At 72.2% G+C, this 24,299-nt stretch carries 23 protein-coding genes; 10 read left to right on the forward strand and 13 right to left on the reverse strand.

Annotation, left to right across the window (positions count from 1 at the left end):
• The first annotated feature begins 59 nt into the window (after positions 1–59).
• On the forward strand, positions 60–1,583 hold the full coding sequence (locus tag RCO28_RS22490; protein WP_308943007.1) for a hypothetical protein: 1,524 nt from the start codon (positions 60–62) through the stop codon (positions 1,581–1,583).
• 200 nt (positions 1,584–1,783) lie between these two features.
• Positions 1,784–2,899, forward strand: a complete 1,116-nt coding sequence (gene alc / locus RCO28_RS22495; RefSeq protein ID WP_308943008.1) for an allantoicase — start codon at positions 1,784–1,786, stop codon at positions 2,897–2,899.
• Between the two features lie 63 nt (positions 2,900–2,962).
• Here alc and RCO28_RS22500 read toward each other — a convergent pair whose 3' ends face one another.
• The 3 genes from RCO28_RS22500 to RCO28_RS22510 all read right to left on the reverse strand — a co-directional run bounded on the left by RCO28_RS22500 (position 2,963) and on the right by RCO28_RS22510 (position 5,319).
• Positions 2,963–3,817 carry a pectate lyase gene (locus tag RCO28_RS22500; protein WP_308943009.1) on the reverse strand — a complete coding sequence of 285 codons (855 nt, stop codon included), beginning with the start codon at positions 3,815–3,817 and terminating at the stop codon, positions 2,963–2,965.
• 141 nt (positions 3,818–3,958) lie between these two features.
• A complete protein-coding gene (locus tag RCO28_RS22505; RefSeq protein ID WP_308943010.1) occupies positions 3,959–4,678 on the reverse strand; it encodes a hypothetical protein in 720 nt (239 codons plus the stop codon).
• 59 nt (positions 4,679–4,737) lie between these two features.
• Positions 4,738–5,319, reverse strand: a complete 582-nt coding sequence (locus RCO28_RS22510; protein ID WP_374991220.1) for a SigE family RNA polymerase sigma factor — start codon at positions 5,317–5,319, stop codon at positions 4,738–4,740.
• 355 nt (positions 5,320–5,674) lie between these two features.
• On the opposite strand from RCO28_RS22510, the gene RCO28_RS22515 reads away from it, so the two are divergent.
• From RCO28_RS22515 to RCO28_RS22530, 4 genes are all read left to right on the forward strand, one after another.
• The gene (locus RCO28_RS22515) at positions 5,675–6,463 is read left to right on the forward strand and encodes a thioesterase family protein (RefSeq protein WP_308943011.1); all 789 of its coding nucleotides are present in this window, start codon (positions 5,675–5,677) and stop codon (positions 6,461–6,463) included.
• A gap of 79 nt (positions 6,464–6,542) precedes the next feature.
• Positions 6,543–7,625, forward strand: coding sequence for an amidinotransferase (locus tag RCO28_RS22520; RefSeq protein WP_308943012.1), 1,083 nt, complete (start codon positions 6,543–6,545; stop codon positions 7,623–7,625).
• Positions 7,626–7,893: 268 nt separating this feature from the next.
• Positions 7,894–9,390 carry a VCBS repeat-containing protein gene (locus RCO28_RS22525; RefSeq protein ID WP_308943013.1) on the forward strand — a complete coding sequence of 499 codons (1,497 nt, stop codon included), beginning with the start codon at positions 7,894–7,896 and terminating at the stop codon, positions 9,388–9,390.
• A gap of 221 nt (positions 9,391–9,611) precedes the next feature.
• Positions 9,612–10,832, forward strand: a complete 1,221-nt coding sequence (locus RCO28_RS22530) for an LLM class flavin-dependent oxidoreductase (protein ID WP_308943014.1) — start codon at positions 9,612–9,614, stop codon at positions 10,830–10,832.
• Here the strand turns inward: RCO28_RS22530 and RCO28_RS22535 are convergent.
• The gene (locus tag RCO28_RS22535) at positions 10,795–11,964 is read right to left on the reverse strand and encodes an alkene reductase (RefSeq protein WP_308943015.1); all 1,170 of its coding nucleotides are present in this window, start codon (positions 11,962–11,964) and stop codon (positions 10,795–10,797) included. The genes RCO28_RS22530 and RCO28_RS22535 overlap by 38 nt on opposite strands.
• A gap of 61 nt (positions 11,965–12,025) precedes the next feature.
• On the opposite strand from RCO28_RS22535, the gene RCO28_RS22540 reads away from it, so the two are divergent.
• The gene (locus RCO28_RS22540; protein WP_308943191.1) at positions 12,026–12,403 is read left to right on the forward strand and encodes a MerR family transcriptional regulator; all 378 of its coding nucleotides are present in this window, start codon (positions 12,026–12,028) and stop codon (positions 12,401–12,403) included.
• 81 nt (positions 12,404–12,484) lie between these two features.
• Here RCO28_RS22540 and RCO28_RS22545 read toward each other — a convergent pair whose 3' ends face one another.
• Positions 12,485–12,961 (reverse strand): carboxymuconolactone decarboxylase family protein, encoded by a 477-nt coding sequence (locus tag RCO28_RS22545; RefSeq protein ID WP_308943016.1) that lies wholly within the window; start codon positions 12,959–12,961, stop codon positions 12,485–12,487.
• A 272-nt stretch (positions 12,962–13,233) separates the two neighbouring features.
• On the opposite strand from RCO28_RS22545, the gene RCO28_RS22550 reads away from it, so the two are divergent.
• Complete coding sequence (locus RCO28_RS22550) at positions 13,234–14,202, forward strand: zinc-binding dehydrogenase (protein ID WP_308943017.1); 969 nt, start codon at positions 13,234–13,236, stop codon at positions 14,200–14,202.
• A gap of 30 nt (positions 14,203–14,232) precedes the next feature.
• On the opposite strand, the gene RCO28_RS22555 is transcribed toward RCO28_RS22550, so the two are convergent.
• The 6 genes from RCO28_RS22555 to RCO28_RS22580 all read right to left on the reverse strand — a co-directional run bounded on the left by RCO28_RS22555 (position 14,233) and on the right by RCO28_RS22580 (position 18,448).
• Complete coding sequence (locus tag RCO28_RS22555; RefSeq protein ID WP_308943018.1) at positions 14,233–15,660, reverse strand: hypothetical protein; 1,428 nt, start codon at positions 15,658–15,660, stop codon at positions 14,233–14,235.
• 168 nt (positions 15,661–15,828) lie between these two features.
• On the reverse strand, positions 15,829–16,227 hold the full coding sequence (locus RCO28_RS22560; protein WP_308943019.1) for a S8 family serine peptidase: 399 nt from the start codon (positions 16,225–16,227) through the stop codon (positions 15,829–15,831).
• Positions 16,179–16,409, reverse strand: coding sequence for a hypothetical protein (locus RCO28_RS22565; protein WP_308943192.1), 231 nt, complete (start codon positions 16,407–16,409; stop codon positions 16,179–16,181). The genes RCO28_RS22560 and RCO28_RS22565 overlap by 49 nt, the downstream gene beginning before the upstream one ends.
• Entirely contained in the window at positions 16,325–16,636 is a 312-nt protein-coding gene (locus RCO28_RS22570) for a hypothetical protein (protein ID WP_308943205.1), read from the reverse strand. Before RCO28_RS22570 ends, RCO28_RS22565 begins: the two co-directional genes overlap by 85 nt.
• A 152-nt stretch (positions 16,637–16,788) precedes the next feature.
• Complete coding sequence (locus RCO28_RS22575) at positions 16,789–16,989, reverse strand: hypothetical protein (RefSeq protein WP_308943020.1); 201 nt, start codon at positions 16,987–16,989, stop codon at positions 16,789–16,791.
• Between the two features lie 109 nt (positions 16,990–17,098).
• Positions 17,099–18,448 carry a hypothetical protein gene (locus RCO28_RS22580; protein ID WP_308943021.1) on the reverse strand — a complete coding sequence of 450 codons (1,350 nt, stop codon included), beginning with the start codon at positions 18,446–18,448 and terminating at the stop codon, positions 17,099–17,101.
• A gap of 281 nt (positions 18,449–18,729) precedes the next feature.
• Between RCO28_RS22580 and RCO28_RS22585 the strand changes: the two genes are divergently transcribed.
• Both RCO28_RS22585 and RCO28_RS22590 read left to right on the forward strand, forming a co-directional pair.
• The gene (locus tag RCO28_RS22585) at positions 18,730–19,767 is read left to right on the forward strand and encodes a DUF4436 family protein (RefSeq protein ID WP_308943022.1); all 1,038 of its coding nucleotides are present in this window, start codon (positions 18,730–18,732) and stop codon (positions 19,765–19,767) included.
• Positions 19,768–19,821: 54 nt separating this feature from the next.
• Positions 19,822–20,349, forward strand: coding sequence for a hypothetical protein (locus RCO28_RS22590; protein WP_308943023.1), 528 nt, complete (start codon positions 19,822–19,824; stop codon positions 20,347–20,349).
• A gap of 160 nt (positions 20,350–20,509) precedes the next feature.
• Here the strand turns inward: RCO28_RS22590 and RCO28_RS22595 are convergent, their stop codons facing one another.
• Both RCO28_RS22595 and RCO28_RS22600 read right to left on the reverse strand, forming a co-directional pair.
• A complete protein-coding gene (locus RCO28_RS22595) occupies positions 20,510–21,733 on the reverse strand; it encodes a low temperature requirement protein A (RefSeq protein WP_374991226.1) in 1,224 nt (407 codons plus the stop codon).
• Positions 21,734–21,860: 127 nt separating this feature from the next.
• The gene (locus RCO28_RS22600) at positions 21,861–24,299 is read right to left on the reverse strand and encodes a LuxR C-terminal-related transcriptional regulator (RefSeq protein WP_308943025.1); all 2,439 of its coding nucleotides are present in this window, start codon (positions 24,297–24,299) and stop codon (positions 21,861–21,863) included.

Genomic DNA, 24,299 nt, shown 5'->3' on the forward strand with positions numbered 1-24,299 from the left:
CCGGTAAAGGGAGTTCGGCGGCGGGCGGCGTTGTCAGTGGTGGCGCCTAGTGTGGCCGCATGACCAGTGAGACGCATGCGGACGGGACCGGCGAGGCCCTGGATCCGGAGGAGTTGCTGCAGCGGTGGACGCGCGGCCTGCCGTACGAACTGCTGCTCCTGGACAAGGTGCTGCTGCCGCACGGGGAGTGGTTCGACTTCAGGCCCACCTCCCTGGGCACCCTGGAGGGAGAGCTGCTGAAGCGCTCGGCCTCCTGGTCCGCGGAGGACCGGGCCGAGTGGACGGACGCCGCCGCGGCGTACGTGGGTGAGGTGCTGCTCGGCGTCGCGGGCGGGGCCTGGGGGTGGAACACCCGGCCTGTGGACGGCGCACCGGGGCAGCCGGTGGTGTGCCCTGACGCCGAGTTGGGGCTCTCGCCCGTCGCGCCGAAGCTGCTGATCGCGCATGCGCTGCGGGTCGGTTCGGGCCGGGCGTTCGGCGAGGAGGTGGCCCGGCTGCGGGAGGCGGTCGGCGCGCTGGCGGAGCAGGTTCCGGGCTGGGCCCCGGTCAAGGCGCATACGCCGCAGGTCGATCCGGTCGCCCCGATCGCCGAGGACCCGTTCCTCAGGCGTTGGACAGCCGAGCGGCGCGAAGCCCTGCCGAAGTGGGCGGAGAAGGCGTTCAGCGGGGAGTGGCGGTGGAACTTCCACCCCCACACCCTCGACTGGCTGGAGAACGTCATACGTCAACGCTTCGCCACCGTCGAGGAGTTCGACGCGGCGCGGGACGACCCGTTCGTGCAGGGCGCCTGCTGGTATCTGGGCGAGGTGATCCGCCGCAACAAGGGCGCGATGTGGCAGTACGTCCCGCTGGACGAGTCCGCCGAACCGGGCACGCCGGGGTCACGGGAGCATCCCTGGACCGGGGTCCCGTTCGTGGACCAGCCCGGCAAACGGCTGCCTGGCGCGGCCCATCCGCTGGGCTGCCTGCGTGAGCTGCTCGAGGCCGAACCCGGGCGTCCGGCCGAGCCGTTGAGGGACGTCCTGTTCTGGTTCAGACCGCCGACGTACGCGTATGTGGGTGCGGTCCTTGCGGACATCGGCATGGTGTCGGCGGAGCGCGTCGCCGAGGTGCTCGACGAGATCTCCGAGTGGGCGCACGAACCACTGCACGAGCCGTCCTGGGTGCCCAGCGCCATGATGGCGTTCGGGGTGGGAGTGCAGGCGCACGGCGACGACGTCGACGACCTGGAGGAGAGCTACACGCACATCCTGGAGGAGGCCACCGCGCTCACCGCCGGGGCCGTCACGATCACGGACGTCCGGCTGGTCCGGGACGGCGAGGACTACGAGTCGTTGGAGTTCCGGCGCAACGGCGTCCTGGTCCGTGAGGCCGTCGAGCACCAGTCGGACGAGTATCTCGACCACGTGTCCGTCCCGAACATCGTCGGCCACGCGGACCCGGCCCCGGAGGTCGACGGGCGCAGATTCCGCGAGGTCGATTTCGTACGCCTGCGGAACGCGAACTACGAGACTTACCTGGTGTTCGCGACGGACGAGCAGGCGGAGGAGCTTGAGAAGGTGCTGGGGGTGGAGCTGCACTGAGGCCCGGGAGCGGGCGAGGGGCGGTGCGGGCGAAGGGCGGTGCGGGCGAGGGCAGGCCCGAGGTGCCGTCCGGGCGGCGCACCATTCACTTCTGCTGAATGTACTGTTCGTAAACTTTCGATGGACCTACCTGCTCGCGTTCTGTGACAGTCGAATCACCGCGACCGCGACCAGCGCGCGCACCGCACGGAAGGCAGGCCATGACCCTCGACCCGTCCCGCAAGAACGACGCGAACCCGTACGGCGGAGGCGACCCGTACGCCGACTTCCGCGGCGGGGACTTCGGCTTCACGCAGCTGCCCGACCTCGCCGACCGGCGGCTCGGCGGCGGAGTGATCGCCGCCAACGACGAGTTCTTCGCGCAGCGCGAGAACCTGCTGCTGCCGCACCGCGCCGTGTTCGACCCGGAGGCCTTCGGCCACAAGGGCAAGGTCATGGACGGCTGGGAGACCCGGCGCCGCCGCGGCGCGGGCGCCGACACCCCGCACCCGGAGGCGGACGAGCACGACTGGGCGGTGATCCGGCTCGGCGTTCCCGGCATCGTCCGCGGGATCATCGTCGACACCGCGCACTTCCGCGGCAACTACCCGCAGCAGATCAGCATCGAGGGCGCCTGCGCCCGGCCGGACGCCAGTCCGGAGGAGCTGCTGTCCGACGCGGTGAAGTGGGAGGAGATCGTGCCCCGCACGGCGGTGCGCGGTCACGCGGCCAACGGCTTCGAGGTCACGGTGGAGCGCCGCTTCACGCACCTGCGCCTCAACCAGCACCCCGACGGCGGCATCGCCCGCCTCCGGGTGCACGGCGAGGTCGTGCCCGACCCCACCTGGCTGGCGCTCCTGGGCAGCTTCGACCTGGCGTGCGTGGTCAACGGCGGTACGGTCACCGACGCCTCGGACGCGTTCTACTCCTCCCCCGGCAACACGATCCTGCCGGGCACGTCCCGCAAGATGGACGACGGCTGGGAGACCCGGCGCCGCCGCGACAAGGGCAACGACTGGATCGAGTACCGCCTTCCGGCGCAGGGCGAGATCCGCGCCGTCGAGGTCGACACGGCCTATCTGAAGGGCAACTCGGCGGGCTGGATCAGCCTGTCCGTGCGGGACGGCGACAGCGGCGAGTGGACCGAGATCGTCCCGCGCACGCGGTTGCAGCCCGACACCCTGCACCGGCTGCCGCTGGCCGCGCCGGCCACGGCCACCGAGGTGCGCCTGGACGTGTACCCCGACGGCGGCATCTCCCGGCTGCGCCTGCACGGCAGCCTGACCGAGCAGGGCGGCGCCGAACTGACCCGCCGCTTCGCCGAACTCACGCGCTGAGCAGCAGTCACCTCGTGTCGTCTCTCCTTGCCTCGCCGCGCGGCGAGGCAAGGAGAGGCCCGCTCACTGGTACGAGATGTCCTGGTCCGTGAAGAGGCAGAACTTTCCGTCGGGGCCGCTGCCGGTCTCGTCGGGCTCGTCGCCCGAGTCGTTGCCGGTGTAGCGGGCGCAGGTGTCGATCTTCCGGTCGTCGTCGCCGTGGATGCGGATGGTGCGCAGCGTCGCCGTGTCGCCGTAGTTGGTGTTGATGCCGACGATCGACTTTCCCGGCGCCGTGATGTCCACATCGTCGACAACGATGGTCCGTTTGTGCTGCTCGGAGCAGTTGCCGCAGGAGCGGACCAGCTTGCCGAAGTCGGATACCTGGAAGCCGCTGACGGTCAGGGTGCCGGTGCCGTTGAACTGGAACACCTTGTCGTGGGCCTTGCGGGCACCGCCGCCCACGACCGCGTACCGCGCCGACTCCGAGGTGCCCTTGAAGGTGGCCGCGTCCTCGCCGACGTCCTCCCACCAGACGTTCTCCAGGGTGCAACTGCCCATGCAGTGAATGCCGTCGGCGGCCGGGGCGCCCAGGACGACGTTCTTCAGGACGGCGCCGTCCGCCAGCTTGAAGACCGGGTCCTGGCCCTCTCCCTGGTCACCCCCGCCGAGGTCACCCTCGCCGTAGAAGCGCTTGAACCCGCCGTCGTACTCCCCCGAGACCTCGATCGTCTCGGCGACCGCCCGCTCGCCGGACGGATCCGGCCAGGCCGGGGCCGCGCCCGCGGGCGAGAGCATCACGTTGGTGACGACCGCGGCCGCCGTCAGGCCGATGGCGGCGGACAGCGCGCCCACGGCACGGCGCCGGGTCAGCCGCCGCTTGCGCCCCTTGCGGAGTTCGGCTCGCTGCTCGGTGAGGTGTCTCGTCTGTCGACTCATCGCGTCGGAATCCTTACGTGGGGGGGGGTGAGACCTTGCGTACATCGGTCGTCACCGCCCGGCGAAAGGTTGCCGCGCGCGGGCGACTTCTTTCAGCGGATTGGCAGTTGTGGGGAGGAGGAGGGACGGCGGGGGCGGGGGTCACGCGAAGTCGCCCTTCCACACGTGCTGTTCGGCCTTGCCGTCTGCCCTGCCGTCGGCCCCGTCGTCGGCCCCATCGTGCGTCTCGGCGCGGATCGCATAGGTGTCACCGTGTGCGTCGCGCCCACCTTCCGCATGGTCGTACTGTGCGGCGAAAACATGCGCGCCGACGGGGACCGTACGCCCCTCCTTGAGCGTCCAGCGGTAGAGCAGGCCTCCGCCCTCGGTCTTCCGTACCGTCACCGTGAAGTCCTCGGCCGGGAGAGTCCGCCAACTGCCCGTGTCCCTCGGCGCGTCTCGGGCGTCAAGGCGCACCTCGACGGTCAGGGCGGTGAGGGGCCGGCGCACCTTGACCGTGACATTGCTCTGACTCCAGTACGCGGAACTGCCCGGGTCGATCGAACCGTCCGCCCACACCGGCTCCCCCGCAGCTGCCCGGTCCGGCGCGGGGTCCGTCGCCACGGTCCGCTGCGGCGGCTCATCGGTACGGACGGCGCCCGCCACCCCGTAACCGCCCGCGGCGAGCACCGCGGCGACGGCGACGGTCGCCCCGGCCACGCGCAGCCACTGCGGCGCCGGGCGGCGCGGGCCGGGGGACGACGCGTCCCCCGGCGCCGACATCCCGCGGTCGACGCGGGCGCGCATCCGCTCACGGTCCGGGGTGTGCGTCCGAGCCGCCTCGCGCAGGCGCTCGCGCACCTCCCGCTCCCCCGCGTCCATCCCCGCATGCCCCTTCACTCGCCCCTGCGCCCCCTGCGCCCCGCGCCGTTCCGCGCTTCTCATCGGTCACCGCCTGTACCGGCCGCGGTCATCCGCACGCGTTCCAGGGCCTGTTGAGGTCCGAGCAGCCGCTGCAGTTCGGCCATGCCCTTGGACGTCTGGCTCTTCACCGTACCCACCGAGACACCCAGGGTGCGGGCGGTCTCCCGCTCCGAGAGGTCGAATGCGTGCCGCAGGACGACGCAGGCGCGTTTGCGGAACGGCAGCCTGCGCAGGGCCTCTCGTACGTCGACGACGGCCGGTACGTCGGGGTCGTCACGGGCGTCGGTGCCGCCGGACGGCCAGAACAGAGTGATGCGGCGGCGTTCGCGTACGGCGCTGCGGATGCGGCTGCGCGCCATGTTGGCCAGCACCCCGCGGGCGTACGCGGCGGGGTGCTCGGCGGCACGCACCCGGTCCCAGCGGCGCCAGAGTGCGAGGAGGGCGTCGGCGGCGAGGTCGTCGGCGCCGTCCGCGTCTCCGGTGAGCAGGTGGGCGAGCCGGGCGAGGGCGGCGTAGTGCTGCTCGAAGAAGGCGTGGAACTCCTCGGCCCGCTCGCCACCCCTGGCCTCGTCCATGCCCGTCGCCCGCCCCTTCCGCATGGCCCACCTCATCGCCGACCTCATCGCCGACCGCATCGATCTGCTCACGCCTAAACGCCTCAAAGCCCCAACGCCTCAATGGCTCAATGGCTCAACTGCGGCCCGACATTGGCACGTTCGACATTTCGTACGCCGTCTTCGATGACGAACGCGAAACGCTAAGGGGCTGTCGCGTACCGGTCAACCCGGCGCCGGAGAGGCCTCGGCACGGAGGCACCCCCGACCGGGGCTGGCGCGGAGACCCGTGTATGCAGCACTCTTTCGGCAGCAGCACCTCTGGGCTCCTGCGGCTCACCGGCCCGGTCCACGTGCGGCAGCGCGCCCGAACGTCCGCCAGCACGAGAAGGATCACCCGTTGAACACCGGCAGCTACTTCGAGCCCATCGACGAGTACCGCTACAAGCCCACCACGCACGCGAGCGGTGCCTGGGACGTGAACGAGCAGCACTTCAGCCCGCTCGGCGGACTGATCGTGCACGCCATGGACCGGCACCTCGCGGAGCGGGAGGGGCCGCGCGACGGGCTCGCGCTGTCCCGGATCAGCTTCGACATCCTGGGCCGGCTCGCCCTGGACGAGACCGAGATCCGCGTGGAGACGCTGCGGCCCGGCCGCACCATCGAGCTCATCGAGGCCGTGGCGCTGATCGCCGGCCGACCCGTGGTCCGGGCGCGGGCCTGGCGGCTCGCCGCCTCCGACACGGCCTCCGTCGCCGGGGGCGCGGCCGACCGCCTCACACCGCCCGGGGAGGTCGAGCCCTGGGCGATGAAGTCCGTGTGGCCCGGCGGCTACATCGCGTCCATCGACGTGCGCCCGCTCGCTCCCCCGCAGCCCGGCCGCACGACCGCGTGGATCGCGACGCCGCTCGACCTCGTCGCAGGCCAGGCGAGCAGTGCGCTGGCCTCGTACGTGGCCCTGGTCGACACGGCCAACGGCATCGCCGTACGGCAGTCGCCCACCGAGTGGATGTTCCCGAACGTCGACCTGACGCTGCACCTGCACCGGCAGCCGGTCGGCGGGTGGACGGGCCTCGACACCACGGTCACGTTCGGGCCGACGGGCCAGGGCGTCACCAGCACCGTCCTGCACGACGTCGAGGGGGCCGTCGGCCACGCGCAGCAGATCCTCACCGTCCGCCCGATGTGACCGAGCCTGCATGAGCGGTCCGCTCCGCTCGCCTATTCTCAAATAGGACCATGTCAGGGAACAGGCGCAGGGAGCAGATATGACGTCCTCCCCCGTGAACTCCCACAATGAATGGGACCCGTTGGAGGAAGTGATCGTCGGGCGGCTCGAAGGTGCGGCGATTCCGTCCAGCCACCCGGTGGTGACCTGCAATATTCCGCCCTGGGCCGCGCGCTTCCAGCGGCTGGCCGCCGGTATGCGGTATCCGCGGATGATGGTGGAGCGCGCGCAGGAGGAACTCGACGGATTCATCGCGCTCCTCGAATCTCTCGGTGTCACCGTGCGGCGGCCGGAGGCGATCGACCACCGCCGCCGGTTCGGCACTCCGGACTGGTCGTCGCGCGGATTCTGCAACACCTGTCCGCGCGACAGCCTGCTCGTGATCGGCGACGAGATCATCGAGACGCCGATGGCCTGGCCGTGCCGCCATTTCGAGACCCACAGTTATCGCCCGCTGCTCAAGGAGTACTTCCAGGGCGGTGCGCGCTGGACGTCGGCGCCGCGGCCGCAGCTCACCGACGCGTTGTTCGTGCCGGGATTCCGCACGCCGAAGGCGGGCGAGGCGATGCGGTACATCCTCACCGAATTCGAGCCGGTCTTCGACGCCGCGGACTTCGTGCGGGCCGGGCGCGATCTGTTCGTCACGCGGAGCAATGTCACCAACGCCATGGGAATCGAATGGCTGCGCCGCCACCTCGGTCCGGGATTCCGTATCCACGAGATCGAGAGCAGTTGCCGCGCACCGATGCACATCGACACGAGCTTCCTCGTCCTCGCTCCGGGAAAGGCCCTGATCAATCCGGAGTACGTGAACCCCGACCGGCTGCCCGCGGTTCTCGACTCCTGGGACATTCTCGTGGCCCCGGAGCCGGAGCCGATCGAGGGGAAACTCCTCAAACTCACGTCGCTGTGCGGAAAATGGCTCAGCCTGAATGTCCTGATGATCGACGAGAAACGCGTCATCGCCGACCGGCATCACACCGGCATGCTGCGCGCGCTGGAGAAGTGGGGATTCGAGCCGATCCCCTGCGACCTGCTGCATTACGCGCCGTTCGGCGGTTCCTTCCACTGCGCCACACTCGACGTCAGAAGGCGCGGCACGCTCCAGTCGTACTGCGAGTGAGCCGCGCGCCCGAGCCCGTACCCCCGAACGACAGCGGCTGCTGCGGCAGATCCGCGGACAAGCTGGACGCGGGACGTCATCGCCGAACTGGAACACCTCGCCGACGAACTCGCCCGTGCGCCAGGGGAGTTACCGGACCCCTCGGCAGCGGCCCGGAAACAGAAGCCGCCGCGCAGGCGGCCTGCGGGCGCGGCAAGGGCCAACGTACCGCGCCCACCAGCGCGTACAGGCTTGAGCAGCCGTACTCCGGGATGTGAGGGTGACCCGCATGACCTCTCGTACGCATGCTCGTTCCGTCTCGCGGGCCGCCCTGTCGGCGGCCGCGGTAGGTGCCGTGTCTCTGCTGCTCGTGCCGCTCGCCGGTTGCGGTGGGGCGGCGGGCGACGAGCCTGCGGCGGGCGGTGGGAAGCCCGCGGCGAAGGAGCCCGCCGTGCCGGGCGAGAGCCGCACGCCGGCCGCGGGCAAGGGCACGAAGGACCCCGACGACGTGAACGGGGACGGCCACCGCGACCTCCTCGTGCCGGTGTTGGCGGGTACGAAGGAACAGCCGGGCGCGGACCAGCGGGTGGCCGTGGTGTACGGCTCGGCGAAGGGCCTCGACCCGGCGACGCGCACCGTCTACGGGCGGAGCGACCTGGGCCTTCCGGCGCCCAATCCGGTGGCGCCCGGCGGCCGGGACTCGTTGCACGCCAGCGAGCTGCTCACGGCCGACCTGGACGGGGACGGGTTCCCGGACCTCGTGTCGTCCGTCGTGGGTGAGACCGCCTCGGACGGTCAGGTCTCCGCGTCCCGCAGGGTCCCACGCGTGACCTGGGGCGGTCCGAGCGGCCCGAAGGGCGGGGCGACGGAGATACGTCTGCCGCAGGGCATGACGGACCTCGGCGCGGAGCGCCTGGTGCGCGGCGACTTCGACGGGGACGGGCACCACGACCTCGCGGGGCTGGCGCGGAGCACGGGGACGCGCCTGGTGGTCCTGTACGGCCCGTTCACGGGTGCCGGTGCCCCGGCACGGACCGACACCGGCTTTCCGCCCGCCGACGGCACGCTGATCGCCGACGCCATCGACCCGTCCGGCGAGCCGCGCGCGACGTCTCTGCTCGTGCAGGCCGCGAACGACGGCGAGCAGTCGCAGAACACCCTGTACCGGGCCCGCGAGGGCGGCGGCCTGGAGACGCGCGGCCAGAAGTTGCGCGTCGGCAGCGCGCACGCCTTCGGCGACTTCGACGGCGACGGCGTACGGGATGTGGCGATCGGCGACGACGGTGGCCGCAACAACGAGCCCGGCTACGAGACGGAGGCTCCGGACGTCACCGGTTCGCTGGCGGTGTACCCGGGCAAAGGCGGCGCGCCCGTCACGCACCGGCTGCCGAAGGTGCCGAAGAGCGGGGGCACGGACTACGGCCCCGGCGGGTTCGTGGCGGCGGACCCGGACGGTGACGGGCGCGACGGCATCCTCGTCGCCACGTACGAGGGCGCCACGCTGATCGAAGGCGACCGGCGTACGCCCGTACTGCGCGAGGGCCCGGCCGTGAGCGGCGGCGAGAAGACGCCCGCGAAGTGGCGGCACGCGCGTCCGGCGGGCGCCGGGGACTTCGACGGCGACGGCAAGGACGAGCTGGTGCTGCACTGGGGCGCGGGCACGTTGTTCGCGCTGTACGGCGAGGACTCGACGCACTGGTGGATCACCGAGGGCGCGACAGTGAAGGACCAGTCGTCGTTCAGCACGGTGGGGCTCGCCGGGAGTGCGGAAAGGAAGGCTCGCTGACGGGTCATCAGCCCGACATCAGCCGGACATCAGCCCGACATCAGCCCCTGACCTGACACTTCGTCACTTCCTGCCCTGGTCAGGGGTTTTGGGCTCGCGAGAGCGGGCCGCCCGGGCACCCGGAAGACTTTGATCCAGATTCGCCGTAGTGCTGGCTCCTTCGCGTTCTCTGGTGCATCCTGCGCGCACCCAGACCTGCGTACGCATCACGGAGGCTCCTCATGGAGTTCGGCATCTTCCTGAACGGTTTCATCCCCGGTCCCGCCGCGCACGACCGGTCCTCCGAACACCTCGCCCTGAAGCGGGAGTTGGACCTCGCGATCAAGGCCGACCGGCACAACTGGAAGTACGCCTGGTTCGGCGAGCACCACTCGCTCACCGAGTACAGCCATATGTCGGCGCCCGAGGTTCTGATGGGCTACGTCGCCGGGAAGACCGAGCGCATCCACCTCGGCACCGGGATCAACAGCCTCTCCCCGCGCAAGGAGCACCCCGTCCGGTACGCGGAGCGGGCCGCGATGCTGGACCACATCACCGAGGGCCGCTTCGAGTGGGGCACCGGGCGGGGCGCGGGCAGCCACGAGGTGGCGTCGTTCAACATCATGGACACCGCCACGACCAAGGCCGAGTGGGACGAGGTCGCGCCGGAGATCGTGCGCATGTGGGAGCAGTACGACTACTCGTTCCACGGCGAGCACTTCACGGTGCCGACCCCGCACAACATCCTGCCGAAGCCGTACGGGCACTCGCACCCGCCGATCTGGATGGCGTGCGGCAACCCGCCGTCGTTCGCGAAGGCCGGCTCGCTCGGGATCGGCGCGATCGCCTTCAACTTCGAGCCGATCTTCGAGCTGAAGGGGCGGATCGACGCGTACAAGGAGGCGGCGGCCGACCCGGTCGAGATCCTGGGCGACTACCAGAACAACAACGTGATGATGACCAACACCGTCATCTGCCTGAACGACCGCAAGCGGGCCCGTGAGATCGCCATGAACGCGGGGCTCGGCTATCTGGTGACGCTGGTCAACCTGTACCACGACACGATGCCGAAGTCCCTGGACGCCATCACCTGGCCGCAAGCCCCCATCGCGCTCAGCCAGTTGGGCGGCGAGGAGATCCTCGACGAGGTCATCAAGGCGGGCCTGATGCTGTGCGGTACGCCCGAGGAGGTGTGCGAGCAGGTCGCCGCGTACCAGACCGTCGGCTGCGACCAGGTGGTGTTCGGGCTCACGGGCGGGATGACGTTCGAGGAGCACCTGGAGATGCTGGAGGTCTTCGGCGACAAGGTCATCCCCGAGTTCGACACCGACCCCGAGCACTCGACGGCCGTGTACCGGAGGAACGCACAGGGCCCCAAGTACCCCTCGCACAACGGTCCCGTCCCGGCGGACCTGAAGCACAGCGTCATCCCTGAGAGCGCGATCCTGCCGTTGCAGCAGTGAGCGCCGGGTAGTCCGTGTAGCCGGTCGGGCCCCCGGTGTACATGAGGTACTTGTCGCGTACGGGGTTCAGGGGTGCGCCGGTGCGGATGCGGGCGACGAGGTCGGGGTTGGCGAGGAAGGCCCGGCCGAGGGCGACCAGGTCGGCGCCCTCGGCGAGGAGGCGCTCCCCGGCCGCCCGGCCCCCGTCGGCGGGGAGTTCGGCGGGCAGGGCGGGGTTGGCGATGAGGGTGCCGGGCCAGGCGGCGCGCAGGCGGGCGTAGAGCGGCTGGTCGGGGTCGGCGAAGACGAGGTGCAGATAGGCGAGGTCCTTCCCGGCGTTGGCCTCGATCAGCGCCGGGTAGAGCAGCTCGGTGTCCGTCTCCGCGATGCCGTTGACGGTGTTGCCGGGTGAGATGCGCAGGCCGGTGCGCTCGGGACCGATGGCGTCCGCCACGGCGTCCAGGACCTCGGTGGTGAAGCGGATGCGGTTCTCGACGCTGCCGCCGTAGGCGTCGGTGCGCCGGTTGGTGTTGCCGGCGAGGAACTGGTGCAGCAGATACCCGTTGGCGCTGTGCACCTCGACCCCGGCGAAGCCCGCGTCGACGGCACGGCGGGCCGCGGCGGCGAAGCCGGCCACGGTGCGGCGGATGTCGGCGAGGTCCATCTCCCTTGGTACGACGGCCTGTTGGCGCCCCGTCGGGGTGTGGATCGTCTCGGGCAGCGGCACCGCCGAGGGGGCCATGGGCACGTACCCGCTGGTGTCGGGGTGGCCGACGCGGCCGCCGTGCTGGAGCTGCAGGAACATCGGGCCGCCGCCCGCCGCGTCCACGGCCTTGACGACCTGGCGCCAGCCCTCGGTGTGCCGGTCGGTGTGGAGGGCCGTGATGTTGGGGTACGTCTGGCCTTCGGCGTGGGGAGTGGACGCCTCGGCGATGATCAGTCCGGCGGTGGCACGCTGCGCGTAGTACTCGGCCATCAGCGGCGTCGCGGTGCCGTCGTGCTCGGCGCGGTTGCGGGTCAGGGGCGCCATCACGAGATGGTTGGCGAGCCGGTGGGCGCCGAGGCGGGCGGGCGCGAGGAGGGGGCTCGGGGCGGTGGTCTTTTTGGGGCTGGCCTCGGGGGTGGTCTCGGGGGTGGTCTCTGTGTGCGTCATGCAGGTACCGTAGAACCTGACATCAATGTGAGGTTCAAGGCTTCGGAGTGTGAGCTGCGTCATGCGCATCGGTGAGCTGGCCCGCCGGACGGGAGTGAGCGAGCGCTCCCTTCGCTACTACGAGCAGGAGGGCCTCCTGTCGGCCGAGCGCACCCCCGGCGGGCACCGCGCGTACGCCGAGGCGGCGGTGGACCGGGTCCGGCGGATCCAGGAGTTGTACGCGGCGGGGCTGTGCAGCGCGAAGATCGTGCAGTTGCTGCCCTGCATGCGGGACAGCGACGGCGGCCCTTCCGAGACCGCGGACGCCGGTCTCGTCAGGGAGTTGACGGTGGAGCGGGAGCGGATCGACCGGATGATCGAGGAACTGCGGCGGTCCCGGTCACTGCTCGACTCCGTGATCGAGGCGGCGTCGCATCCGCTGCCCGAGGCGGTCAAGTGAGGTTGGGGCGCCGGTGAGCGTTGCCCCCGGCCCCCCGGAACCCCCACCCTCCGGAACCCCCGCCCCTCCAGAAGCCGTAGCTCAGCCGAACTGGCCCGGCTCGTAGCCCCCCGCAGGGTTCCGCGCGATCACGTTGACGCGGTTGTAGGCGTTGATGAGTGCGATCAGGGCGACCAGGGCGGCGAGCTGTTCCTCGTCGTAGTGCTTGGCGGCCCGGGACCAGGCCTCGTCCGTGACGCCGCTCGCGCCGTCGGCGATGCGGGTGCCCTGTTCCGTGACCTCCAGGGCGGCGCGCTCGGGCTCGGTGAAGACGGTGGCGTCACGCCAGGCCGCGACGAGGTTGAGGCGCAGCTGGGTCTCGCCGGCGGCCGCGGCGTCCTTGGAGTGCATGTCGGTGCAGAAGCCGCAGCCGTTGATCTGGCTGGCCCTGAGCTTCACCAGGTTCTGCGTCGCGACCGGCAGGCCCGATTCGTCGATCGCCTTGTTCGCCGAGTTGAGATGCCGGAACACCTTGGGACCGACGGTGCCGCTGAAGAGCGGAAGACGCGCTTCTTCCATGATGAACTCCCGTGCTGTGGTGGGCGGGGCCTGTCAGCCACCCCTTTGACCCTCAAGACGGATCGGCCGGGCCCGGATGTGACATCGGCGCCAGACCATGCCCGAGACGACGGTATAGCGCTGTGGGACGTACGGCCCGTCGAAGAGCGGGACGCCCGAGCCGAGACCTCGGGCCGATGGCGGCCCCTTGACCTCAACCCTGCTTCAACTTCTAGGTTTCCCGCACGTCCCCGATGAAGGCGGACGCAACCGGCGACAGAGGTGTGATCACGATGCGTGCGATTCAGGTGCGGGAGTTCGGTGGTCCGGACGTGCTGCTGACGGCCGAGCTTCCCGATGCGGTGGCCGGGCCGGGGCAGGTCGTCGTGCGGCCCGCCGCGGTGGACGTCATCTACCTCGACACCCTGCTGCGCGGCGGCTGGGGCGGTGAGCTCTTCCCGATCGAGCCGCCTTACGTGCCGGGTGGCGGCGGTGCGGGGACCGTGCTGTCGGTGGGCGAGGGCGTGGATCCCGGCCTGGTGGGGCGGCAGTTCGTCGCCCGGGCGTCCGGTGCGTACGCCGAGCGGTTCGTCGCGTCCGCGGACGACCTCGTGGAGGTGCCCGACGGGGTGGCGGCCACCGATGCCGCGGCCCTCGTCCACGACGGGGTGACCGCCCTGCCCCTCGCCCGCACCGGGAAGATCGCGCCCGGCGAGTGGGTTCTGGTCGCGGCCGCCGCCGGGGGCGCGGGCTCCCTGCTCGTGCAGCTCGCGCGGGACGCGGGCGCGCACGTGGTGGCCGCCGCGCGCGGCGAACGCAAACTCGCCCTCGCTCGCGAGCTGGGCGCGGACGTGGTGCTCGACTACTCCGAGGACGGCTGGCAGCAACGAGCCCGCGAGGCCACCGGAGGGGCAGGCGTCGACCTGGCCTTCGACGGTGCGGGCGGCGCGCTCGGCCCGGCGGTGTTCGAGGCGGTCGCGGACGGCGGCAGGTTCCTCACGTACGGCGCCGCGGGCGGCGGTCTCACCGAGATCGACCCGGCGACGGCCGCGGCGCGCGACGTGACGGTGGTCCACACCCTGGAGGCCGGGCCGCCCGCCCGGTCCGTCGTACGCGAACTCCTCGGCGAGGCACTGCGGTTGACTGCGCGGGGGCGGATCCGCCCGGCCGTCGGGGCGACGTTCCCGCTGGAGCGCGCCGCGGACGCGCACCGGTCGCTCGAAGGGCGGGCGACGGTGGGCAAGTCGCTGCTCCTGCCCTGAACCCCCTCACGAACGGCCTCAGGAACGGCCTCAGGGGGCGATCCCCACCCCGTCGATCCGGCTCCACGCCCGCTCCTGCGCGGCCGTCATCGCGGGCCAGTCGTGGCCGCCCGGTCGCGGCCGGACGCGGGAGGCGTACGGGGCGGGCCGGAACGCCGGGTCGTAGAAGCAGCCGGTGCCGTACGTGGCGTCGAAGGCGGGGCAGGCGGCGGCCACGGAGCGGGGCGTGGGCTTGTGGCCGGTACGGGCCCAACGGTCCAGTGCGGCAAGGGAGTTGGCGTACTCGGAGGTGCTCAGGCCGCTGTGCTCGCTCTCCTTCGTGAAGGTCTGCACGAGATGCTCGTCCCGGCCCGCGCCCGCCAGCGTGGCCCGGTAGGCCGCCTCGTGCTCGACGAACGCCGTCGGGTCGTCGATCGCGTGCAGGGTGAGGACCGGCACCGACACCTTCCCGGTGAGGTCGCTGTCGTACGAGAGGTCGCGGCGCGCGGAGGGGTCGGCGGAGAAGCGTTCCACGCCCGCGTTGAGGGCCTTGTCGTCGTGCGAACCCTCGTACCGCACACCGCGGTTGGAGAACGGGTTCCGGCCGTCGAGGCGGGTGTGCACGATGTCGCGGAACGTGAACGTGGCGAAGCGCAGATGCGACTCCAGGGTGCGTTCGGGGATGCCGGTGACGGCGAGGATGTCGTCGAGGTTGCGCTGCTGCAGGGCGGTGCGGTCGGCGGGGTCCGAGGTGTGGCCCGTGCACTCCTGGAGGCGGGCGCGCAGTCCGGCGGAGGTCATCGTGGAGTCGGCGCGCAGGCCCTGCCACAGCGGGTACCGCGGTTCGCTCGGGCGGGGGTGGTTGCGGCAGTAGTACTGGTAGACGGCGCGCAGGTCGACCCGGTAGTCGTAGCCGCGCGAGCCGCCGCCGAGCACGCCGTTGGTGAGCAGCACTCCGTCGTACGGGCGCCCGTCCCGCGTCTCGGCGGCCTTCGCGGCGACGTTGCCGCCCCACGACTGGCCGTGCAGATAGGTCCGCTCGGGCGTGCCGAACACGTCGAGGAAGGCGCGGCGGGCGTGCTCGGTGTCCGCCACGGCCATGCGGGTGCCGTAGCCGCCGCGCCGGTAGGACGAGCCGACCCAGGCGTAGCCCTCGTCGACCATGACCGCCCAGCGGCTGAGGTCCTCGACGCTGCGCGCCGGGTCGGAGGCGTCACCGAGGTCAGGGCCGCCGTGTGCGTGCACGACCAGCGAGCCGTTCCAGTCCTGCGGGACCGCCATCGCGTAGTGGGCGCCGTTCGCGTCCTGGCCGGTCCGGCATTCGGTGCCGGCGGGGAGTCCGTCGGGGCAGGCGGCCTGCCGGGACGGTTCGGGGCGGGCGTGGGCCACGGGTGCGTTGCCGAGCGTGCCGAGAACGGCGGTCGCGAGGACGGCGGCCAGGACGGCTGGGCGGCGCCGGTGGGGGTGGTGTCGGTTCACGGGTACGGCTCCTGCGGTTCGGCTCGGGCGGCGCGAAGTCGCGTCGCGAGCCGGGATGTTAGGAACCGTCGGAGGGCTGGGCCAGAGCTTCGGGTGTTGCGTTCATAGTGTTCGGGGCCTCGGCGACCGGCGCCGGGCGCGGGCCCGCACGAGGTCGGGCCCGCCGCGCTACTTCTTCGCCTGCACCGCCGCCTCCGCGTCCACGATGCCGAGGCCGAGCTTGGCGTCCGCGTCCGGGTTCTTCGCGGTGGAGCGGATGGCCCGCATGATCTGGTCCGGGTCGCGGTCCTGCGCGTGCAGCACCGCGGCCACGGCGGCGACGTACGGGGAGGCCATCGAGGTGCCGTCGAGCTCGCCGGAGCCGGAGTCGTTCTTCAGGGTCTCCCGGGTCCTGTACGTCGGGAGGGTCGACAGGATGCCGACGCCGGGGGCCGAAACGGCGTTCTGCGCACCGCAGTTGGAGAACTCGGCGGGCCGGCCGTTCTGGTCGCTGGCGCCGACGACCAGGACCGGCGTGGTCACCTTGTACGGCTGGGTGTTCGCCCCGTCGATGCCCGCGGCGGCCACGACGACGGCGCCCCGTCGGCGCCGAGCACGCTCACGCTCACGCTCACGCTCACGCTCACGCTCACGCTCACGCTCACGCTCACGCTCACGCTCACGCTCACCGGCATGATCTTCGCACCCGGCGCCCCGCCCGCGACGCCGACGCCGACGCCGACGCCGTTGTCAGTGTGCGCCGCAGCGATCCCGGCGACGTGAGTGCCGTGGCCGTTGCGGTCCAGGGGGAGACGCCCCCTGGAGGCTCGTCGTCGCCGTCGACGAAGTCGTGTCCGTGGACCAACCGGCCCTTGAGGTCGGGGTGTTCGAGGTCGGCGCCGGAGTCGACCACGGCGATCACCGTGTCGTCGCCCTTCGCCGTCCCCCAGGCGCCCGGCAGCTCCAGCGTGTCCAGGGCCCACTGCTGTCCGCGCATGGGGTCCGGCTCGCTGTCGTCGCCGCAGCCGGTGGCGAGCGCTCCGACGAGCAGCAGCGTCGCCAGTCCCGCCGTCGTCGTACGCCTCGGAACTCACCTCCGCTGTCCGGGTTCCGTCTGCTGTGCCACGCCTTCCTCCGCGGGAACCTCCGTCACTTGTCCCCCGGCACCACAGCGGCTGCGCCGTCCGGGCGGCGGGCCGGAACGGGGCCGGTGGCCGGGGCCTTCGGGCGGGCTTCCGGGGCGCGTAACTCACTGGTCGGCCGGCCCTGGCAGCGATCAGCGGAAGGCCCGGCGGGAGCGGGCTCCGGCGGGGCGGGGATCAGGCGGCTGAACGCGAAGGGGTCGTTCATGGGCGGACTTCCTCTCGTATGCCGGGCGGGCCCACCGGGGCGGGCCGAACTCCATGGCATACGAACACAAGTCGGGGGCGCTCGCATGTGGGGCGGTGCGGGCGGGCTGCTACCCGAGCGAGCGCTCCCGTTCGAGCAGGGCCCGTACGGACGGGTGCCGGGCCAGGGGTTCGAGGTTGCCGCGCATCGTGCGTACGGCGGTGACGACGCTGTGCGAGCGCAGCCCGCCGCCCGCCTCCAGGAACTGGTGGCCCACCTCGCAGGCCTCGCCGATCCGGCCGCTGCGCAGCAGGAGTTCGGTGCGGCGGGCCAGGGTGAGGGCGAGGCCGCGGCGGTCGTGGGCGGGGCGTTCCCGGGTGGAGCGGTGCAGGGCCCGCGCGGCGGCGCGCAGATCGCCCAGCTCCCGGTGCACCTCGGCCTTCTGGAAGGACAGCGCGCCGGACGGGTAGTCCCCGAACGGGTCGCCGACGCCGGCTCTGCGCCCGTGGTCCTCGGCTCGGCCCAACACGGCGAGCGCGGCATCCCGGTCGCCGAGTGCGGCCTGCGTGACCGCCAACTGCGCGAGGGCGAACGCCCGTACGGCGTCGCCGACGTGTGCGGGCAGGGCGTCCACGGCGGCCTGGGCGTACTGCCGGGCGGTGCGCCGGTGTTCCAGGTGGAGCGCTTGGGCGGCCATCGCGCGCAGGGTGATGGCCCACGCGGCCCCGTCCTGGACCTCGTGGGCCAGGTCGAGGGCGAGGTGGAGGTAGCGCTGGGCGATGCCGTGGCAGCCCATGTCGCTGTGCATGCGAGCCAGGATGAACACCAAGTACGCGCTCTGGGTGCCGAGTTGGCGGTGGGTGCGTTCGTCGCCGGGGGCGTGCAGCCAGGTCGTGGCCGTGTCGGCGAGGTAGTGCGCGAGGGCGGGGCGGGCGTGGCCGCCGCCGTGCACGTCCATGGCCGCCGCGAAGTGCCGTACGGCCCCGCGCAGCAGGTCGACCTCGGCCCCGCCGACCCGCGCCAACTCCCGCCGCCCCGCGCCCTTTCGGCCCGTATCACCGGCTTCGGACCAGTGCGGTGGGGCGCCGAGCGCGCGGTAGGGCTCGCCCGCGAGTGCGGTCCGCTCGACGGGGTCGGCGTCGCGCCCGGTGAGCGAGCCGAGGGCGCGGACGGCGGAGCCGGGAGCCGCGCGCGGTCCGGCCCTGTCTGCCGGTTCGGCGCCCGCCGCGGACCGCGCGAAGCCGACGGCGACCGGTGTCATGACGCGGCCGAGCCGCCGCGAGAAGGTCTCCGCGACGAGGTGCGGCACGGGCGGCCTGGGCTGCGTACCGGAGAGCCAGTGGGCCACCGAGGTGCGGTCGTAGCGCAGGACGAGGCCTATCTCGGCCCCGACGGCGTTCACCGCGCGAGCGCACTGCTCATTGCTCCAGGCGGCTTCGGCGAGGAGGGCGCGCAACCGCGAGTTGGGTCGTCTCTCCACTGTTCACGGCTCTTTCCACGGTTCTTTCCAGGGCTCTGCCACGGCTCTTCCACGGTTTATCCGGCGTCCGCTGGATCCCCTGTTCAATGCCACCAGGTTCAATGCCGCCAGGTTCTATGCCGCCAGCATGCCCACGGGCGTTCCCGGCCAGACGGACGCTTCAGGCCATTTCGGCCCCGGTGCGGTTCCGGTGCGGTTCCGGTGCCGTCCCGGTCCCGGTTCCGTCTCCCGTACGGGGTCGTCGCCTGGCGCGGCCCGCCTCGCCGGTCGAGGATCGGCTCATGCCCGGTCCGTCCGCCCTCCGCCGACTGCTGATCGGCGTGGCCGCGCTGCTCGGCCTCTTCGGCCTCGGCATCGGCCTGTACGTGGACGAGCGCCAGACGCGGCAGAGGGTGGTGACCGCGGGTGCGCAGGACGCCCGCGACCGGATCGACGTGAACGCCGCCGTGCAGGCCGTCGACCCCGAGATGCGGCGCGCGACGGTGCAGTTGAAGGTCTTCCCGAAGGGCAGGTACGCCGACAAGTTCGGCTACGCCGCCGAGGACATCACGCTGCACACCAACGCCCCCGGCCAGGAGCGGCTGACGTTCCGGCAGCAGAGCGTGAACTGGGTGAAGGTCATCGACGTGGCGCTGTTCGAGGGCACGCCGTCGGACTATCCCTTCGACCGGTACGCCACCCGCATCGCGCTCTCCGCCGACTCCGGCGGGAAACGGGTGCCCGTGGCGCTGCTGTTCCAGGACCAGAACGCGCACTTCAGCTTCGAGCCGCGCGCCACCGGCGGGGACGGTGCGTGGGCGGCCTTCGACGGCACGGCCGGCCGGTCCCGGAGCACGTTCATCCTGGCCTGGTTCATGATCGGCTCGATGTGGGCGGTCGGCCTCTCCGTGGCGGTGGCGTGCTGGCTGGTGGTCGGTCAGCGGCGCGGCCTGCAGTGGGGCGCGCTCGGCTGGGCGGCCGCGAGCCTGTTCGCCCTGGTCGGCCTGCGCGACGCGGCCCCGGGCTCGCCACCCAACGGCTGCCTGCTCGACTACGCGGCGTTCTACTGGGCCGAGGCCCTGATCGCGCTCAGCCTGGTCCGCCTGGTCGCCCACGGCATCCGCCTCGAACACCACACGGGCGGCCCGGTCGCACTCGCGCCGACCGCTCCCCCGCCCCGGCACGGAGGCAGGGGGAGCCGGGCACGCGGGCGGGCGGCGGGCGGGCGCGTACGGGCGCGGGGGTCCGGGAGCATGCGGGCATCCGGGAGCATGCGGGCGTCCGGGAGCATGCGGGCGTCCGGGAGGGTGCGGCGGCGGGGAGTGCGGGGGCAAGCTTGAAGGGGACACGGGGGACACTCCTCGAGCCACGACAGGAAAGTCCAGGTTGAGCCCATGGGCCTCTTCGACCGGCTGACCGGCACCCGCCGCCCCGCAGCGGGCGTCACCCCGCTCCCGGCCGACGACGTACGGGCCGCCCTGCTCGCCCTCAACGGTCCGGAGGTGCCGTACGTCATCCATGGCGGCGCACCCGGCCAGGACCTGCCGGAACGGGCCGACCTCGTCGCGGAGTGGCGTATCTCCGACCCCGCCTGGTACGCGTTCTTCGCCCGCACGCACGTCAGCCGGACCTTTCAGGTGTGCCTGCGCCTGGTCACGGAGAAGCACGAGGTGCGCGCCGTCGACCGGCAGTGGGAGGTGACCTGGGCCGGCGGCACCCCCACGCTCTCCCTGTCCGCCGAGGCCACCCGGGGCCAGGTGCGGACGACCTCGCATCGCTGGACGTTCGGCGGGGGCGTGCACGGGTCCGGTACGGAGGTGACGTCACGCCGTTTCGACAGCGCGGCGCTCAAGGACCCGCTCCGTGAGGCCGTGCTCTCGGCGGGATGGACCTGGCGCGGCGTGGTGTCGGGGCGGCTCTGAACTCCCTTGGAGGGAGCGGCTCTTCGTGCCTGGAACTCCCTTGCGGGGGCGAGGCTCTTCGTACCTGGAGGGAGACACCCCTAGAGGGAGACAGCCCTGGAGGGAGACAGCCCTGGAGGGAGACAGCCCTGGAGGGAGACAGCCCTGGAGGGAGACGCCCCTACTCCGCCTTGCCAAGGCCCGCCAGCATGGCCCGCTGGTGCCGGTGCCCGATCGTCTCGAAGCCGATGACCGTGACGAACGGGGCGAGCATCACCACCACCAGGCAGACCGACAGCGCGACCCCGGCCACCGACAGGAGCACCGCCGCGGCGAGCACCAGCACGGTCAGGGCGATGAGGAGCGCGTGGAAGGGGTCGGTGGTGGAGAGCAGGAAGGTGTGCAGCAGGTAGACCATCAGGATGTAGAGGCCGACGGGGACGGCGAGGGAGAGGACCACCGCGGGCTCGCCGAGCTTCGAGTGGTGCTCCAGCTGCAGCCCCGCCACGTGCAGGCCCGCCCCGGCGCCCGCGATGCCGATGAACAGCGGGATGTGCCCGTATCCGAAGAGGTATCCGCGGCCTCGGCGGTGGATCAGGATGTCGCCGAAGGGGGTCGTGAAGTAGACCCACCACATGGCGAAGGTGAGGCCGACGCCCGCGACGACGACGGCGACGGCGTCCACGCCCCAGTGCTTGCCGTCCGGGCCGCCGAGCAGGTCGCCGGAGGAGGCGACGGTGCCGACGACGCCTTCGCCGAGGGTGATGATGGCGAACAGGGCGTACCGCTCGGCGATGTGGTGCGGGTGCCAGGGGGTGCCGCCCGCCCTGCCCTGGCTGAGGACGGGCAGGAGCAGCTCCAGGGCGCCGAGCAGGATGAACGCGACGAAGGCGAGGCCGAGCGGGAGTCCGGTGGCGAAGGCGAGCGCGATCCAGCCGATCTGCGCGATCACGGTCCAGCGGATGTTGGCGTGGCCGACGTGCCGGAACTCCGGTGACTCACGGGCCGCGCGCCACCACTGCGAGACCATCGCGACGCGCATGATCACGTACCCGATGACGATGCCCCGCAGTTCGAGGTGGTCGCCCTCCTCGATGGCGTGGAAGAACGCGGGCAGGCCGAGCGCGAACACGACGACGCCCATCATCTGGACCATCGTCAGGACCCGGTCGAGCCAGTCGTCGGTGCCGAACGCGGAGGCGAACCAGGTGAAGCTGATCCAGGCGACGCTGATGGCGAACATCGCCATGACGAACGCCGTGATCGCCTGCACCGCGTGGTCCTCGGCGAGCATCTCGGCGAAGTGGTGCGCGGCGGTGCCGATGGCGACGACGAAGGTCAGGTCGAAGAGCAGTTCAAGCGGGGTGGCGGCGCGGTGGTGCTCGGCGGGGTCGCGACCGGTCATGCGGATGCGGCGGTGTGCCACGCGGCGGCGCCCACCGCCGTCCGCATCCGCGGCGCTGTCATCGGGGGTGCCCATGTCCAGCATCGTTGCCGGATGTCCAGGGGGCTTCAACTCGAGAATTCCCGGGTCACGGCGGGGTTCGCCGCCCCTGCGCGTGCGCGAGGGCCGTGATCTGGGTCCGGGAGGCGTACGCGAGCTTGCCCAGGATGTGTTCCAGGTGCGAGTCGACCGTGCGCTTGGAGATGACGAGGCGCTCGGCGATCCGGCGGTTGGAGAGGCCCTCCGCGACGAGCAGGGCGATCTCGCGCTCGCGTGCGGTGAGCGCCTCCCAGTTGTTCGCCGTGGGCGCGCGCCGGGCCGCGGGGAGCGCGGGCCTGGCCGGTCCGACGGCCTGGGCGGCGGCCTCGTGCAGGGGCAGGGCGGCGCCCTCGTCGAGGAGGAGCCGGTGGCGTCGCGGGCCGAGTCGGCGTTCGGCCTGCGCCCAGGCCGCCTGGTGCGCCTCGTGCATGCTCCGGATGCCGAGGCGGGGCTCGTGGAACTTCTCCCACAGCTTCGCCGCGGCGCCGAGGCAGCGGGCGGCCTGCGCGTACCGCCTCTCGGCGGCGGCCACCCACGCGAGCGTGTCCAGGGAGAAGGCGAGCACCTGCGTGTGGTTGATCTCCAGGCAGAGCACGGCCGCTGTGCTGAGGGTCCGCTTGGCCTCGTCGAAGCGGCCGAGGCCCCACTGGGAGCAGCCCTTCTGCCAGTGCAGCCAGCCCTGCACCCAGCGCTCCCCGCGGTCCATGAGGGCGATCGCCTCGTCGTGCAGGGCGAGGCTCTTCTCCGGCTGCGCGGCGACGGTGTACGCGCCGCACAGGGTCGCCAACGCCCAGCCCTCCAGGGCACGTTCACCCTGGGCGGCGAACAGGGTACGGGCCTCGGTGACGTGCTTGAGCGCGCGTTCGGCGTCGCCGGTGAGGGTGGCGTACAGGCCGCGGTTCTTGGCGACGTAGCCGAGGGCGAGCCGGTCGTCGTACTTCTCGGCGAGGCCCGCCGCCTCGTCGGACAGGTCGAGGCCCTGCCGGTGGTGGCCGGTCATGAGGGTGAGGTCGCCGAGTGCGCAGAGGCCGCGCATGCGGACGGGGCTGGGCTCGGGGCAGAGCGGGAGGAGCCGGCCGAGCCAGTAGTGGCCCTCCACGATCCGGCCCATGCCGAGCCACAGCCCCCACAGGGCGGTCGCCATCTCCAGGCCGGCCGGGGCCTCCTGCGGGTTGGCGCAGCAGAACTCCAGGGCGCTGCGCAGGCTGGGCCGCTCCCGCCACATCGCGCGCATCCGCGGCACCTGCCCGCCGGTGAGCCAGCGGCGGCCGAACTCCCTTGCCAGGGCGAGGTGGTGGTCGCGGTGCCGGGCGGCGTACGGGTACTCCTCGCCGGCGGCCTGGAGGCGTTCGAGGCCGTACTCGCGGAGGGTGTCGAGCATCCGGTAGCGGGCCCGGCCGCAGGTGCCGTCCGGGGCGTCGGCGTGGTCCGGCTCGGCGCGGTCCGGCTCGGCCGCCTCGTCGTCGGATTCGACGCGCAGCACGATCGCCTTGTCGACGAGGCCGATGAGGCAGTCCAGGACGTCGTCCTCGGACAGGCCGGACCCCGCGCAGATCTCGTCGGCCGCGCTCAGCTCGAACTCCCCGGCGAAGACGGACAGGCGCCGCCAGAGGATCTGTTCCCGCTCTGAGCAGAGCTCGTGGCTCCAGTCGGTGGCGGTGCGCAGGGTCTGGTGCCGGGGCAGCGCGGCGCGGCTGCCGCCGGTCAGGAGGCTGAAGCGGTTGTCGAGTCGGCGCAGGATCTGTTCGAGGGGCAGGGCCCGTACGCGGACGGCGGCGAGTTCGATGGCGAGCGGGATGCCGTCGAGGCGGTGGCAGAGGCGGGCGATCTGGGTGCGGTTGGCGTCGGTGAGGCGGAAGCCGCCGGACACGGCCGCCGCCCGCTCGACGAACAGTTCCATGGCGTCGGTGGCGGGGCCGCAGGGCGGGCGCGCGTCGGCCCGTTCGTCGTCGGGGTCGGGGGCGTCGAGCGGGGCGATCTGCAGCAGCCGCTCGCCGGGCGCGTCGAGGGGCCGTCGGCTGGTGGCGAGAATCCGCACGCCGGGGCAGGACTGGAGCACCGCACGGCTGAACCGGGCGCAGGCGTCGGCCAGATGCTCGCAGGTGTCGAGGACGATGAGGAGCGGCTTGTCGGCGAAGTAGGAGATGAGCGTGCGGAGTTGGGAGGCGTCCGCCTCGTCCGCCTCGTCCGCCGCGGCGCTCTGCTCGGGCAGGTCGACGACGGCGGCCACCGCGTTGGGCAGCAGCTCGGGGTCGCGCAGGCCGGAGAGCTCCACGAAGTACACACCGGCCGGGAAGGATTCGCGCACCTGCCGGGCCACGCGCAGCCCGATCCGGGTCTTGCCGACGCCGCCCACGCCCATCAGCGTGACGAGCCGCTCCTGCCCCAATGCCTCGGCGACCTCGGTCAGTTCGGCCGCGCGGCCGACCAGGCGCGTGAGTTCGACCGGGAGGCCGCCGGTGAGGGCGGTGCGTGCACTGTCGGCCAT

The sequence above is a fragment of the Streptomyces sp. LHD-70 genome (genome assembly GCF_031157275.1).
GTDB lineage: Bacteria > Actinomycetota > Actinomycetes > Streptomycetales > Streptomycetaceae > Streptomyces.